General features: G+C 67.0%; 11 protein-coding genes. 3 read left to right on the top strand and 8 right to left on the bottom strand.

From position 1 onward, the window contains the following. Positions 1-7,260, bottom strand: a 7,260-nt coding sequence (locus AB5T46_RS19980; protein ID WP_370565860.1) for a DUF7927 domain-containing protein, incomplete at its 3' end; no start/stop codon positions are given. Between the two features lie 546 nt (positions 7,261-7,806). Here AB5T46_RS19980 and AB5T46_RS19975 point away from each other — a divergent pair. Continuing rightward, a complete protein-coding gene (locus AB5T46_RS19975) occupies positions 7,807-8,085 on the top strand; it encodes a type II toxin-antitoxin system RelE/ParE family toxin (protein WP_370565859.1) in 279 nt (92 codons plus the stop codon). Further along, entirely contained in the window at positions 8,085-8,378 is a 294-nt protein-coding gene (locus tag AB5T46_RS19970; protein WP_370565858.1) for a HigA family addiction module antitoxin, read from the top strand. Before AB5T46_RS19975 ends, AB5T46_RS19970 begins: the two co-directional genes overlap by 1 nt. A 327-nt stretch (positions 8,379-8,705) precedes the next feature. Here the strand turns inward: AB5T46_RS19970 and AB5T46_RS19965 are convergent, their stop codons facing one another. The 3 genes from AB5T46_RS19965 to AB5T46_RS19955 all read right to left on the bottom strand — a co-directional run bounded on the left by AB5T46_RS19965 (position 8,706) and on the right by AB5T46_RS19955 (position 10,013). Next, positions 8,706-8,831 carry a hypothetical protein gene (locus tag AB5T46_RS19965; RefSeq protein WP_370565857.1) on the bottom strand — a complete coding sequence of 42 codons (126 nt, stop codon included), beginning with the start codon at positions 8,829-8,831 and terminating at the stop codon, positions 8,706-8,708. Between the two features lie 151 nt (positions 8,832-8,982). Beyond that, the gene (locus tag AB5T46_RS19960) at positions 8,983-9,261 is read right to left on the bottom strand and encodes a CopG family ribbon-helix-helix protein (RefSeq protein ID WP_370565856.1); all 279 of its coding nucleotides are present in this window, start codon (positions 9,259-9,261) and stop codon (positions 8,983-8,985) included. 491 nt (positions 9,262-9,752) lie between these two features. Beyond that, on the bottom strand, positions 9,753-10,013 hold the full coding sequence (locus AB5T46_RS19955; RefSeq protein WP_370565855.1) for an XAC0095 family protein: 261 nt from the start codon (positions 10,011-10,013) through the stop codon (positions 9,753-9,755). A 549-nt stretch (positions 10,014-10,562) separates the two neighbouring features. Between AB5T46_RS19955 and AB5T46_RS19950 the strand changes: the two genes are divergently transcribed. After that, the gene (locus AB5T46_RS19950) at positions 10,563-11,312 is read left to right on the top strand and encodes a hypothetical protein (RefSeq protein ID WP_370565854.1); all 750 of its coding nucleotides are present in this window, start codon (positions 10,563-10,565) and stop codon (positions 11,310-11,312) included. Here AB5T46_RS19950 and AB5T46_RS19945 read toward each other — a convergent pair. The 4 genes from AB5T46_RS19945 to AB5T46_RS19930 all read right to left on the bottom strand — a co-directional run. Beyond that, positions 11,286-11,561 (bottom strand): helix-turn-helix domain-containing protein, encoded by a 276-nt coding sequence (locus AB5T46_RS19945; RefSeq protein WP_370565853.1) that lies wholly within the window; start codon positions 11,559-11,561, stop codon positions 11,286-11,288. The genes AB5T46_RS19950 and AB5T46_RS19945 overlap by 27 nt on opposite strands. Positions 11,562-11,900: 339 nt before the next feature. After that, complete coding sequence (locus AB5T46_RS19940) at positions 11,901-12,296, bottom strand: type II toxin-antitoxin system VapC family toxin (protein ID WP_370565852.1); 396 nt, start codon at positions 12,294-12,296, stop codon at positions 11,901-11,903. Continuing rightward, the gene (locus tag AB5T46_RS19935; RefSeq protein WP_370565851.1) at positions 12,293-12,538 is read right to left on the bottom strand and encodes a FitA-like ribbon-helix-helix domain-containing protein; all 246 of its coding nucleotides are present in this window, start codon (positions 12,536-12,538) and stop codon (positions 12,293-12,295) included. The genes AB5T46_RS19940 and AB5T46_RS19935 overlap by 4 nt, the downstream gene beginning before the upstream one ends. Before the next feature lie 489 nt (positions 12,539-13,027). Further along, the coding region (locus AB5T46_RS19930; RefSeq protein ID WP_370565850.1) for a hypothetical protein at positions 13,028-14,273 on the bottom strand (1,246 nt) is incomplete at its 5' end.

Below are 14,273 nucleotides of genomic sequence, written 5' to 3'. Positions count from 1 at the left end.
CCCCGCGGTCTTGATCACCCGCAGTTCCGGCTCATCGGCCAGCTGGTGCGACGTGCCGCACGGCTGGCATACCGCTTCGAGGCCGCCGTTGTACTCGCTGACCACCGCGTTGGTCACCTCGCCCACGGCACTGGCATCCACCGTCGCCGGGTAGCTGAAGGTGTAGACCCCGGGCACCGTGCCCATCGCCACCGTGCACACGATTCCGCCACTGCCACCGGTACAGCCGGCGGGCAGGGTGCCCACGGTCAGGCCCGCGCCCGGCGTGTCGGTCAACTGCACGGGCGTGGCGATCGCGGCGTTCTCGATCGTCACCGACAGCGTATAGAGGATGGTCTCGCCGATGCTCACCTCTTCGCCGTCGCCGGGGTCGGAGGTCTTGGCGATGGTGATCACCGGCTCGGCCAGCGGATGCTCGGTGCTGCAGGTCGCGCACTCCGGATCGGGGTCGCCGCCGCCCTCGCCGACCACGCTGTTGCCCACCGCGCCGAGCGCATCCGGATCCACCTGGGTCTGGTAGGTGAACACGTAGCTGCCCGGCAGCGCGCCTTCGGCCAGGGTGCAGACCGGGCCTTCCGGCGCCGCTTCGCAACTGGCGCCGGCCGGTGCCACGATCGAATCGGCCAGCAGCGTCTGTCCGGCGCCCAGCGTGTCGGTCAACACGAACGGTGCGGTCGTGGCGGAGGTCGCGACGGTGGTGGTCAGGGTGTAGGTGATGACGTCGCCGGCGTTGACCTCGCTGCCGTCCGCCGGGTCGGCGGTCTTCACGGTGCTGATCGCCGGCAGCTCGACCTCGTGCTCGATGCTGCAGGCGGCGCACTCGGGATCGGGATCGCCGCCGCCCTCGCCCACCACGCTGTTGTTCACCGTGCCGGCGGCATCGGCATCCACCATCGCGGTGTAGGTCACCGCATAGGTGCCCGGCAGGGTGCCGGCCGGCAGCGTGCAGACCAGCGCATCGGCGCAGGCGAAGTCGCCGGCATCGGTGACTTCGCCGAACGTCAAACCTGGGCCGAGGGTGTCGGTGAGCCTGAACACTTCGGTCGTCGCCGAGGTGGCGATCGTGGTGGTCAGGGTGTAGGTGATCGTGTCGCCCGGCCGCACGTCGCCGCCGGCGGCCGGATCGGCGGTCTTGACCGTCGCGATCGTCGGCAGTTCGATCGTGTGCTCGGTCGCGCACGTCGTGCACTCCGGATCCGGATCGCCGCCGTCGTCGGCGACCACCACGCTGTTGCCCACCGAACCGGTGGCGTCGGCGTCGACCGTCGCGGTGTAGGTCACCGCGTAGGTGCCCGGCAGGGTGCCGGCCGGCAGCGTGCACTCCAGCGTGCCGCCGCAGGCGAAATCGCCGGCGTCGGTCACCGCGCCGAAGGCCAGCCCGGCGCCGAGCGTGTCGACCAGCCGGTAGGTGCCGGTGGTCGCCGAAGTGGCGATCGTGGTGGTCAGGGTGTAGGTGATGGTGTCGCCCGGCCGCACCTCGCTGCCGTCGGCCGGATCGGCGGTCTTGACCGTCGCGATCGTCGGCAGCTCGATCGTGTGCTCGGTGGCGCACGTCGTGCACTCCGGATCCGGATCGCCGCCGTCGTCGGCGATCACCACGCTGTTGCCGACCGTACCGGTGGCGTCGGCGTCGACCGTGGCGGTGTAGGTCACCGCGTAGGTGCCCGGCAGGGTACCGGCCGGCAGCGTGCACTCCAGCGTGCCGCCGCAGGCAAAGTCGCCGGCGTCGGTCACCGCACCGAAGGTCAGCCCCGCACCCAGGGTGTCGACCAGCCGGAACGGCGCGGTCGTCGCCGAGGTGGCGATGGTCGCGGTCAGGGTATAGGTGAGCGTGTCGCCCGGCTGCACTTCGCTGCCGTCGGCCGGATCGGCCGACTTCACGGTGCTGATCGCCGGCGGCGCGATCGGGTGCTCGGTCTCGCAGACCGTGCACGCCGAATCCGGATCGCCGCCGTCCTCGGCGATCACCACGCTGTTGCCGACCGTGCCGGTGGCGTCGGCATCGACCGTCGCCGTGTAGGTCACCGCGTACGCGCCCGGCAGGGTACCGGCGGGCAGCGTGCAGTCCAGCTCGCCGCTGCAGGCGTAGCCGCCGGCGTCGGTCACCGCGCCGAAGGTCAGGCCCGCGCCGAGCGTGTCGACCAGCCGGAACGGCGCAGTCGTCGCCGAGGTGGCGATGGTCGTGGTCAGGGTATAGGTGATCGTGTCGCCCGGCTGCACCTCGGTGCCATCGGCCGGGCTCGCCGACTTCACGGTGCTGATCGCCGGCGGCGCGATCGGGTGCTCGGTCTCGCAGACCGTGCACGCCGAATCCGGATCGCCGCCGTCCTCGGCGATCGTCACGCTGTTGCCGACCGTGCCGGTGGCATCGGCGTCGACCGTCGCGGTGTAGGTCACGACATACGTGCCCGGCAGCGTGCCCGTCGGCAGTGCGCAGTCGAGCGCACCGCTGCAGCTGAAGTCACCGGCATCGGTGACCACGCCGAAGGTCAGGCCCGCGCCCAGGGTGTCGACCAGCCGGAACGGCGCGGTGGTCGCCGAGGTGGCGATGGTCGTGGTCAGGGTATAGGTGATCGTGTCGCCCGGCTGCACCTGGCTGCCGTTGGCCGGGTCCGCGGACTTGGTGGTGCCGATCGTCGGCAGCACGATCGTGTGCTCGGTGGCGCAGGTCGTGCATTCCGGGTCCGGATCGCCGCCGTCGCCGGTGACGACCACGCTGTTGCCCACCGAACCGGTGGCGTCGGCGTCGACCGTCGCGGTGTAGGTCACCGCGTAGCTACCGGTCGACGTGCCGGCCGGCAGCGTGCACACCAGTTCGCCGCTGCAGGTGAAGTCGCCGCTGTTGACGACGGCACCGAAGCTCAGGCCCGCACCCAGGGTGTCGGTGAGCTCGAACGCCGCGGTGGTCGCCGAGGTGGCGATCGTGGTGGTCAGGGTGTAGGTGATCGTGTCGCCCGGCTGCACCTGGCTGCCGTCGGCCGGGTTCGCCGACTTCACGGTGCTGATCGCCGGCGGCGCGATCGTGTGTTCGGTGCCGCAGGTCGTGCACTCCGGATCCGGGTCGCCGCCGTCCTCGGTGACGACGACGCTGTTGCCGACCGTGCCGGTGGCATCGGCGTCGACCGTCGCGGTGTAGGTCACGACATACGTGCCCGGCGAGGTCCCCGCCGGCAGCACGCAATCGAGCGCACCGCCGCAGCTGAAGTCGCCGGCATCGGTGACGGCGCCGAAGCTCAGCCCCGCGCCCAGCGTATCGACCAGCCGGAACGGCGCGGTCGTCGCCGAGATGGCGATGTTCGTGGTCAGGGTATAGGTGATCGTGTCGCCCGGCTGCACCTGGCTGCCGTCGGCCGGGTCCGCCGACTTCACGGTGCTGATCGCCGGCGGCGCAATCGTGTGTTCGGTGGCGCAGGTCGTGCACTCCGGATCCGGATCGCCGCCGCCCGTGCCCACTACGCTGTTGCCGACCGTGCCGGCGGCATCGTCGTCGACCGTCACGGTGTAGGTGACCGCATAGCTGCCGGTCGCCGTGCCGGCCGGCAGGGTGCACACCAGTTCGCCGCTGCAGGTGAAGCCGGCCTGGTTCGTCACCTGGCCGAAGGTCAGGCCCGCGCCCAGGGTGTCGGTGAGCACGAAATCCGCGGTGGTCGCCGAGGTGGCGATCGTGGTGGTCAGGGTGTAGGTGATCGTGTCGCCCGGCTGCACTTCGGTGCCGTCGGCCGGGTTCGCCGACTTCACGGTGCTGATCGCCGGTGGCGCGATCGTGTGCTCGGTGGCGCAGGTCGTGCACTCCGGATCCGGATCGCCGCCGCCCGTGCCCACCACGCTGTTGCCGACCGTGCCGGTGGCATCGTCGTCGACCGTCGCGGTGTAGGTGATCACGTAGACGTCGGGCTGCGCGCCGGCCGCCAGCGTGCACGCCAGTTCGCCGCTGCAGGTGAAGCCGCCGCCGTCGACGACGGCGCCGAAGCTCAGGCCCGTGCCCAGGGTATCGGTGAGCACGAAGTCCGCGGTGGTCGCCGAGGTGGCGATCGTGGTGGTCAGGGTGTAGGTGATCGTGTCGCCCGGCTGCACTTCGGTGCCGTCGGCGGGGTTCGCCGACTTGACGGTGCTGATCGCCGGTGGCGCGATCGTGTGCTCGGTGCCGCAGGTCGTGCACTCGGGTTCCGGATCGCCGCCGTCACCGGTGATGACCACGCTGTTGCCGACCGTGCCGGTGGCGTCGTCGTCGACCGTCGCGGTGTAGGTCAGCGCATAGGTGCCCTGGGCGGTGCCGGTCGGCAGCGAGCACTCGAGTTCCCCCGAGCAGGTGTAATCACCCTGGTTCGTCACCTGGCCGAAGCTCAGGCCCGCGCCCAGCGTGTCGGTCACGGCGAAGACAGCGGTGGTGGCGCCGCCGCCCACCGTGGTGGTCAGGGTGTAGGTGATCGTCTCGCCCGGCTGCACTTCGGTGCCGTCGCCGGGATCGGCGGTCTTCACCACCGCGATCGCCGGCGCGAGCGGCGTGGTCTCGTCGCAGTCGTTGCCGGGCGCCGTGCAATCCACGCCGCTGACGGTCACGGCGTTGTCGATGCTGTCGACGCCGGACGGCGTCGGATCGTCGACCTCCACCACGAAAGCCAGGGTCACGGCGTCGTTGGCGGGAATGTTGAACGTCGCGTCGTTCGGGCAGTCGCTGCCGGTGCAGGTGAAGTCGTTGCCCGCGGCCACGAATGCGCTGCCGGCCGGCAGCGTCTCCACCACGTCGCCCTCGAACAGGGTGCCGACGGTGCCGCCGGCGTTGGCGATGGTGATGGCGTAGGTCAGCACGTCGCCGGCCTCGACCGCGGCGCCCGGCACGTACGCGACGCCGTCGACCTCGGCCAGCGTCTTGGCGACCGACAGTTCGGGCTCGGCCAGCACCGGGAAGGCGCACGAGGTGAGATCGCGCGATGCCCCCGCGCCGGTGGGCGCGGCCTGCGTCAGCGTCCCGGTGGCGGGATCGTAGGCGTAGTAGGCGCTGCTGGCGGTGTTGTCGGCGACGTACAGCGTGCCGTCGTCGGCGAACGCCACGCCCGCCCAGGACGTGCTGCTGGGCGATCCGTCCGCCATCAGCGGCCGTGTCTGCCGGACGGCGGCCAGGCTGCCGCCGGCCAGGTCGATACTGTAGAGATCCAGCCCCGCCACCAGCCAGCCGACGCCGTTGCCATCGAAGGCGATGTCGCCGGAACTGTTGGACGTCGGCGCCTCGTCGTAGCTCAGGTTGCCGATGCTGCCGACCGAATAGCCGAAGCTTCCGGGCGTTGGATCGGCAGTGACCCGCCAGACCTGCGGCGTCGCGCTGTTGCCGGCGACCAGGTAGCCGACGCCATCGGGGGTCATGCCAGCGCGCGGGAAATCGGGCGCCGCGAACGTCGGCGCCGCCTGGTACCAGCCACCGTTGCCGGCGTCATAGGCCCAGAGGGTGATGTTGCCGCCGCTGCGGGAGATGAAGAGCAGGCGGTTGCGGACCGGATCGACCATCAGGCCGTTGAGCTCGCCGGAGATCGTCTCGTCCAGTTCGGGGACGGCGGCATCCGCGGTAGCGCCCGGCTCGTAGCGCCAGATGCCGACGCCGCTGACGATGCTGAAGACCGGGCTCGCGCCGGCCGGGCAGAAATCGTAGGCGACGGCCGTCGTGATCGGGTGCTCGGTGCCGCAGGTCGTGCACTCGGGATCCGGATCGCCGCCGTTCTCGGTGATCGTCACGCTGTTGCCGACCGTGCCGGTGGCATCGGCGTCGACCGTCGCGGTGTAGGTCACCGCATAGGTGCCCGCCGCGGTGCCCGCCGGCAGCACGCAATCCAGTGCGCCGCTGCAGGTGAAGTTGCCGGGCTCGGTGACCTCACCGAAGGTCAGGCCCGCACCCAGGGTGTCGACCAGCCGGAACGGCGCGGTCGTGGTCGAGCTCGCCACCGTCGTCAGGGTGTAGGTGATCGTCTGGCCCGGCTGCACCTCGGTGCCGTCGGGCGGGTCGGCGGTCTTCTCCACCGACAGCACGGGCGCCGGCAGCGGCGTGTTGCTGATGTCGCACTCGACCAGGTCGCCCATCTCCAGGCTATTCAGTACCGGCGGCGAGGCCGGATCGTACTCGGCATCCAGCAAGACCTCGCTGGTATTGGCGTTGACGCAGACCACGCGCCGCTCGTAGGCCGCAAGCGTGGACACGCTGCCCGGCGCCATCTCCTCGACCAGGGTGAGCGCATTGCCGGACATCGCCATCGTGCTGATGAACGGATAGGCGCCGGTCGCGGACCCGCTGGTGGTCGCGGTGCTGACCGTATCGCCGTTGGCGTTGACGATGCTGTAGGTGAACTGGTCGGCGGGATCGGCGCGGCCTTCCGGCAGCGACTTGCGCAGGCGCAGCTCGCAGCAGCGCATGCCGACCGCGAAGCCCTGGCCCGCCGTGGACCGGATCTGGCCCATCACCGTGAACGGCTCCGCGCTGCCGACGATCTTGCGGCTGGACAGCACCACCGCGTTGGCGTTACTGCTGGCCGTCAGGCCCTTGAACCGCAGGCAGTCGACGTAGCTGGCCTGGCAGGCCGAAGCCAGGCCCGGATCCAGCGTCGCCGGCGTGCCCTGCTGCACCGCCCCGGTGGGCGCGGCGCCCAGCCACTCCAGCAACGTCCAGGGCGAGCCGCCCGAGACCACGCCGAAGTCGAGGTATTCCTGTGGATTCGAGTTCAGCCGTTCGGCGTCGGCGACCACGATCTCGAACGGCAGGTCGGTGACCTCGGTGCCGTCGGGCGCGTACAGGCGGATGTCCGAAAACACCAGTTCGACCTGGTCACCCCCCCCGCTCGGCGAATGCAGCGCCGCCGCGTTCGGCGTGAGGATGGTGTAGTAGCCGGAATTGCCGCTGAAGTTGGAACCGGTCCAGGTCGGCGCCTCGCGCACGGTCAGGTGCGGGTTGGCCGCGCTGCCGCCGCTGATGGTGACGTTGAGCTCGACCCGCGACCCGTCCGGCAGGTCGAACTCGTACGGCGCATTGGTCGTTCCGCTCGGCAGCTCCTCGTCCACCACGCCGAACTGGAACCAGCAGATCTCGCCGACGTGCTCGCCGTTGGAGTTCGCATCGGCCAGGCGGCACTCGTTGGCCGCGGCCGGCAGCGACATGCCCAGCATCAGCGCCGCCAACAGGGCGAACAACGCCTTTCCGCCGGACAGGCGGCGATGCAGCGCGTGCAGGGCACGGGCGCGGAAATCTCCCGCGCCCGGGATCTTGGGTTGATTGCTCATGGTTGAAACGCCCCCGGCCAACCGGCAGAAAGTGCTGCCGGTCAGAAGTTCGATGTGCTGAGTGGCCGGTATCCTGCGTGATTTACGTCACAGTTTGAATCACGAAAAATCACCGAAATTTTTACATCTATTCATCGAACGGCCGTACACAGCGGTCTCATGCGTAGTGAGACGAAGCGGGGACGGGTGGGCCTGCGCTCTTCCCCCTTTGAAAAAGAAGGCTGGAAGAATGGGCGCTGGCTTCAGGTGCTTCACCTGTTTGCGTGGACACGCAAGGCATCGGCCGGGCGCGGCCGGAGATCCGTAGGAGCGCGCCATGCGCGCGATACCGCGGGCGTTGCGCCGCCATGCGATTCCGTCCACCGGCGCGCCTACCGGTTCGCGGCGGGACCGCCGATGACCGGGACCGGAGACGCCCGCGGCATCGCGCGCATGGCGCGCTCCTACGAAACAGTGGCGCAGGGCTGTGGCATCCCGCCATCAGGCGTCGGGATGGACCGGGCTAGGTCGATTGTTGCGTGATGCGCAACATGATACAGTCGCACCATGATCAAATCGTTCCGGCACAAAGGCCTGCGCAAGCTCTTTGAGACCGGCAGCACCTCCGGCGTCCAATCCAACCACGCCAAACGGCTCCGGATGCAACTAGCCGCCTTGGACACTGCACAGGCTGTCGAGGACATGGACATCCCCGGTTTCCGGCTGCATCCGCTTAAAGGTCAGATGCGTGGACGCTGGTCCATAACGGTCAATGGCAATTGGCGGCTGACGTTCGAGTTCCAGGATGGGAACGCCTACGTCCTGGACTATGAGGACTATCACTGATGGCCATGTACAACCCTCCCCATCCTGGTGAGTTCATCACCGACATCTACCTCGAGCCCAACGGAATCAGCGGCCGCGAGCTTGCGGAGAAGCTGGACGTGGCTGCGTCCACGCTCAGCCGTATCCTCAAGGGCACCAGCCGGGTCACTCCGGAGATGGCGCTCCGCCTCTCCAAGGCGATCGGCCGCTCCCCCGAAAGCTGGCTTGTCATGCAGGATGCCCATGATCTCTGGCTGGCACGGCAACGCGTCGACCTGCAGCGTGTCGGCAAGCTCAAACTGGCCGTGGCCTGACAACATTCAAGCCGGCGCCGCCTCGCGGCACCCCGCCAACGCCAAAACCAAAGCAAATCCCCCCTCAATCCCCCTTTTTCAAAGGGGGAAGACAAGCGGTCACCATGCGGTCAACGGGAGATGCGAGGCCGGGCGGGACTCCGGCCAAAAGCGGGACTCGGCACCGGGCATGCCGTCGGCCGCCCTCATCCGTAGGAGCGCGCCATGCGCGCGATGCCCCCGAACCTCGCCGCACCGCGCATCCGGCGATCCCGCGTCGCCGCTTCTTCCATCGCAGGGACTGCACTCCCCGGCGTTCCGGCTGGGCGCAAGGTCCGGCAGGCCCCTTCAATACCCCGTTTCTTTCTGGTGCCGGACAGCCAGGATGCTGACGCTATCGCCATCGAACCGGTACAGGGCGACATAGCCGCTGTTTCCGAAGCCGATCAGCCATTCCCGAAACTCGGTGGCCATGTCTTCAACCGGCCTCCCGATCCGCGGCCGGTGCGCCAGATCTTGGCCCCTGTGCGGATCTCCTTCACCGCACGGCGGGCCGCGTCGGCATCCTTCAGGGCGGGGAAGCGGTAGAGCCGTTGAACGTCTGCCAGCGCTGGCGGCGTCCAGATCAGGTGTGGCACGAAGGCGGTTCCGAATCTTCACCTGCTTCCAGCTTCGCCAACCACGCATCGGCTTCTTCCAGCGTCAGATGCAGGCCGGTGCGTTGATATTCCTTCCATGCACGCAATGCATCTTGCTTGAACGCCTCGCGCTTTTCCTCGCGCTCGACGTACTGCGCGATGGCCTCGCGCATGATCCAGTGCGCCGACCGGCGGCGAGATTCGGCGAGATGCTGAACCCGGCCCTTCAGTTCATCATCGAGCTTGATCGAGGTTGCCAACGCCATGAGTAGCTCCTTCAGCGACCTGGTAATACCTTTCGCTACTGTAATCCTCGTCTGTCCAGCTGTCCGTACCGAACTGTATCGGCGGCGCGGATCGCGACATTGCGCCCCCCCCCCCCCCGCGGGTGACGGTCGTGGTGAACGCCGGGCATGGCTGCGCGTCTTCGCGGGACTCGGGCCAAAGCGGGACTCGGTTCCGGGCATGCCGGTCAATCGCCCTCATCCGTAGGAGCGCGCCATGCGCGCGATGCCCCCGAACCTCGCCGCGCCGCGCATCCTGCAATCCCGCATCGCCGCTTCTTCCATCGCGGGACTGCGTTCCCCGGCGTTCCGGCTGCGCCGGTGCGTCGTACCGCGCCGGCATCGCGCGCATGGCGCGCTCCTACGAAAGCAGGCTGCGCGGCTTCACCTCTTCTCGAATCGAAAGCGAATCCACCAGCGGAACCGCCTGCGGCGGTTCCGCCCTACGCTGGCTCACAATCCGGTCGCGGGGATTAATTCCCTCCGCCCCCTTTTCCCGTCCACGCCGCGGCCTCGGCCACCTCGTCCAGGTCGCCGGCCAGGCGCCAGAAGCATTCGGCCAGGGCGCCGGGCCGCAGCATCAGATCGGGCTCGTCGGAGCCGCGGGGGTCGGCCAGGAGTGCCAGCAACCGCAGCTGGTCGCGGGTCTGGGTCAGGGCCAGGTGGGCGTCCTCGGGCAGCAGGTAGCCGATGGACGTGGGACGGGACGGTTCACTTCCTGTGTGCTTGCGCATGTGGTGCTCCCTGGGCAGCCGTGCCGAATTGCGGCGGGTACGCCGCAAGGTGTCGGGAGGTTCAAAGCCGCACGTAGACGGTGGGCGTATTCCCCTTTCGGGTCTTGTATTAGCCGCCCTCCCGACGCAGGGACTGCATCGGCTGTACCCAAGATTGCAGGCACAAAAAACCCACCGGACTGTCGGAGGTGGGAACCGCTACGTGAAGAGCTTTGACACTCCGTAGGCCGAGTCTGCCGCGACTGGAAGGATGAGTCAAGCACCCGAAATCCTCCTGCGCCTGCAGGAGAAATCCAGTCCTTATGTTGGGAAACCAAGCAACGGATTCGCGTGCATCCGCCGACGCCTCGCGAATCGTCTCCACGTCGTCATGGCCCGTATAGCCTCTTGGCCATTCCAATCAACCACGAGCGCAGCGAGTATGTTTTCGCTCGATTGAATAAGCTCGTGAGCAGCGGCGAAAGGCGGACAATGCGCAAAGATGGGTTAATTCCACTCCGTCCCCTTCTATTCGTACCGCTCGCGCGCAAACAGAGAAAGGAAATTCTCATGTCGAAGCAAGATGCACCCGAAGACCCGACCCACCAGGCCATCACGGCAGCGATGCGGTCTGCAGACGAGGATCTCGGCAAGGTCAGATTTCAGGTCCCCTCGGACGCGCGGCTTGAAGAACTCAGCCACCGCTTGATCATCCTGATGGCTGCGATCGTAATCAGCATGTTGCTGTTTGCGGTACTAGGCTTGCGTGGCGCGGCTGGATTACTGCTATTCGGCATTCCCGTCATGGCAATGACCATCCTATTTGGAATAGTCGTCGCTGCGATGGGCGTGAACGCGCTGTTGACCTCATCAGCTCAGTTCAACGGCTATCACCTGAAACTCCAAAAAACGGCCTGGCAGCAGGCTGCCGTTCTAGCCGACAAACCGGACGACGTGTTCGCATGGCAGCAGGCGCGCGACGCGTTGGATCTTGCGCGAAATGAGCTGCGCCAGTGGTTCGGATTCGTTGCGGCAATGGCAGGGCTCGGCCTCGCCCTGTATGTCTCACCTCGACCAGAGGCATCCTGCGGGATTGGCACGCCTTTCGATGTCGTCAACGCAGCTTCCGAAAGGCTCGTCTCTGCAGGTCTATGGTCGCCTTGCGACCTTCGCTTTTATCTCGGCGTTCTGCTTTTGACAACCCTGGCAGTGGTTCCATTCCTGCAACGACGCATCCGGCGCGTTGGGCGCGCTCATCACCTAGCGATACTGACGCTGCGAAGGCTGGAAAACTCACGCGCCGGAATCGAGCACTCCTAGCAGGCCCGCGGCTGCGGCCATGTTGATGAGGCTATCCAGTCCGAACAGGTCGATCTTGCCGCGTACCAGGTCGGACACGCGCGACTGCGTCACGCCGAACACCTTGGCCGCTCGCGCCTGGCTCAGGCCCTCGCGCACAACGTAGTCCTTCAACGCGATCATCAGCTCCGATCGCAGCTTCATGTTTTCAGCCTGTGCGGGCGCATCTTCGATCGCGTCCCACACACTGGCAAAGTGCTTGTTGCTCATCGCCCAACTCCTTCAACGGTCACCGTGCAGGTCGGCGCGAGATGCGGTGCCGGTGATTTCAGGCCAGTGCCGGGCGGAACCGGACGCGGTCCGGCTCGACGATAACCAGATGCCCTTCGAGCTGCCCGATGAATCGGGACTGCCTCATGAAGCTTCCCAGCACCCGTACGACGTCCTGGGCGATGGCATCGTCCGGCAACCGGATCACTACGATGCCGGAATAGTCTTCCGCTGGTTATTTCCGGAGGTCGGCGAAATCCAGGTCCCGCGTGATCAGCACGGCCGATGTTGCTTGGGCTTGGGCCGCAATCTGCGCGTCCGGTACGGCTGCCAACCTGGTTAGCCTGCAGCCAAGACCACCGCGATCTTGGGGAAAGCACGGAGAATCTTTCCGTCCATCGTGACAAGCTTCGTCCCCAACCGTTCTGCAAGCGCGACAAATTCGCAGTCATAAGCTGAGCAATCGCTGCCTCTTACCAGTTCCAATACGCTGCGAGAGTCCACTTCATACTCCAGTCCTGCGAGCAACCGCTCGGCTTCGCTCTGCAGGGCACTCGCCTGTTCAAAGCTGAGACTGCCGCGGCGCAGGTACCCGGCCAGAATGTTCCGAAACTCGCTGCGCCACAAAAGCGGCGCGGCCCACTCCGGATCGCGCTCAAGCAGATTTTCGGCCGCCACCGTGAACTCTCCTGGCAAATACAGATATGCCAGAACGTTTGAGTCCACAACAATCATGGGCGGCCTTGTCGCTTGGCCGCATCAATGTCCTTCGCCCGGAACTTGCTCGCGGCCAATCCGGCACGGAGTTCTCGTGCACGCGCAAGCCGTTCGCTCGGCGCCACTTTCGTGGGCACCAGCACTGCCTCAAGGCAGACGATCGCCTCGCTGTTCAGGCTTCGGCGATGCGTCTGGGCAGCCAATTTCAAGCGCTCGTACACTTCGTCGGGAATGTTCTTCAATGTCAACGTAGTGGGCATGGCAGCCTCCAACCGTAATGGAACCATTATGGTTCCACTCTCCGGGCCTGTCAACGGAATGCGGGATAACAATTCATTCAAGTCGAAGCCGCTTCGCGGCTCGGCTTAATTCAGGCGATCACGGGCGAAATCGACTTCGTATTCCAACCCGGCCAGCAACGCGATGGCCGAGCGCGGCATATTGCCCTCGAGCAGAAAGCGCACGCGGGGCAAGTCAGGCGGCGGGCAATGGATGGAAGGATTCCTGTTGCGCGACCGCCCTCACCCGTAGGAGCGCGCCATGCGCGCGAAACCGGCGCGGTACGACGCACCGGCGCAGCCGGAACGCCGGGGAATGCAGTCCCCGCGGTGGAAGAAGCGGCGACGCGGGATTGCAAGATGCGCGGCGCGGCGAGGTTCGGGGGCATCGCGCGCATGGCGCGCTCCTACGAAACCAGGCTGCGCGGCTTCACCGCTTCTCGAATCGAAAGCGAATCCACCGGCGCCGGCTCACAATCCCGTCGCGGTCACCGTGCAGGTCAGCTCCAGGGTGACGCTGCCGCCGTTGGGGAAGGTCGGGATCGCCAGCCCCGCCGCCAGCTGCGCCGGCGTGATGCCGGCGGGGCAGGCCGCGCCGGCGTCGGCCGCGCACGTCAGCGCGGTGCATTCCAGGCTGTCCGGCACGCCGGGGTCGGTCACGATCGCGCCGTTCGCGGGGTCCGGGCCGTTGTTGATGAGTTGCACCGTATAGACCACCGCTTCGCCCGATCTCACCTCCTCCGGCGTAACGGTCTTCACGACGCCCAGGTCGGCACATGGATCGCCGGCGAAGGAAAAGTTATCTACGAAAAGCCCGGTACCGCTGATTGCTGGAGTGGCGTTGTTGACGAACTGAACCGTCGCTTCGGTACCTGTCGCTGTGAACGTATGCCTAAAGGTACTCCAGGTGACCGAATAGGCTGGCGTCGCCGGTATGCCGCCGGTCCCGTTGCTGACGGCATCGGCAGCCGGCTGGAGCGTCGCGAGGGTGACAGGTGCCGCCCCGACACCATTTCCCAATTGAATGACGGCAATCGAGTTCGCTGCCGAGAGACCGGAATAGTCCACCGAAAAGGTGTACTGCGCTCCCGGGACGAGGCCAGTGAATGTTTGCCGTAACGTTGCCGCCGCCGTGCCATAGAGGTCGATGCTTTGCAGTCCATTGCTGGCATTGTTGTAATGGCGCAGGATGTCGATGGTCCCGGCGGCCGTTTCCCAGCCGCTTATCGGGTTAGTTGTTGTCCGCCAGACCGCAAAGCCGTTTACAAGGGCCGTGTTGTCGCCTGGACCTTCCGGATCGGTCTGGATGTTCGGCGACTCGAACGAGCCGTTGTCGGCGATGTTGCACACGCTCGGGTTGGGGCCGGGCGGAGTCGTAAACTCGGTGTTGGTGTCGGTGGCCGTGTTGTTGGAGGGGTCGGCATCGGTCATGCCGGCCGGCACGTCCACCGTGGCCGTGTTGACGAGGTCCCCGCCGAAGCCGATCGGGACCGTCATGGTCAGCGTGTAGGTGACCGAGGCGCCCGTCGACAGGTCCGCCGTGGTGGCGATCGCGCCCGTGCCGCTCGCCGCTCCGCAGGCGCTGCCGCCGCCGTCGTCCTCGCAGGTCCAGCTTGCATCGGCGATGCCGTCCGGTAGCGGATCGCTGACCTGGGCACCCAGCACATCCGACGGGCCATTGTTGGTCACGACGATTTCGTAGATGACCGTGCCGCCC

It is taken from the genome of Luteimonas salinilitoris, from assembly GCF_041300785.1.
GTDB classification, from domain to species: domain Bacteria; phylum Pseudomonadota; class Gammaproteobacteria; order Xanthomonadales; family Xanthomonadaceae; genus Luteimonas; species Luteimonas salinilitoris.
This window is presented reverse-complemented; position numbering and strand designations above follow the sequence as displayed.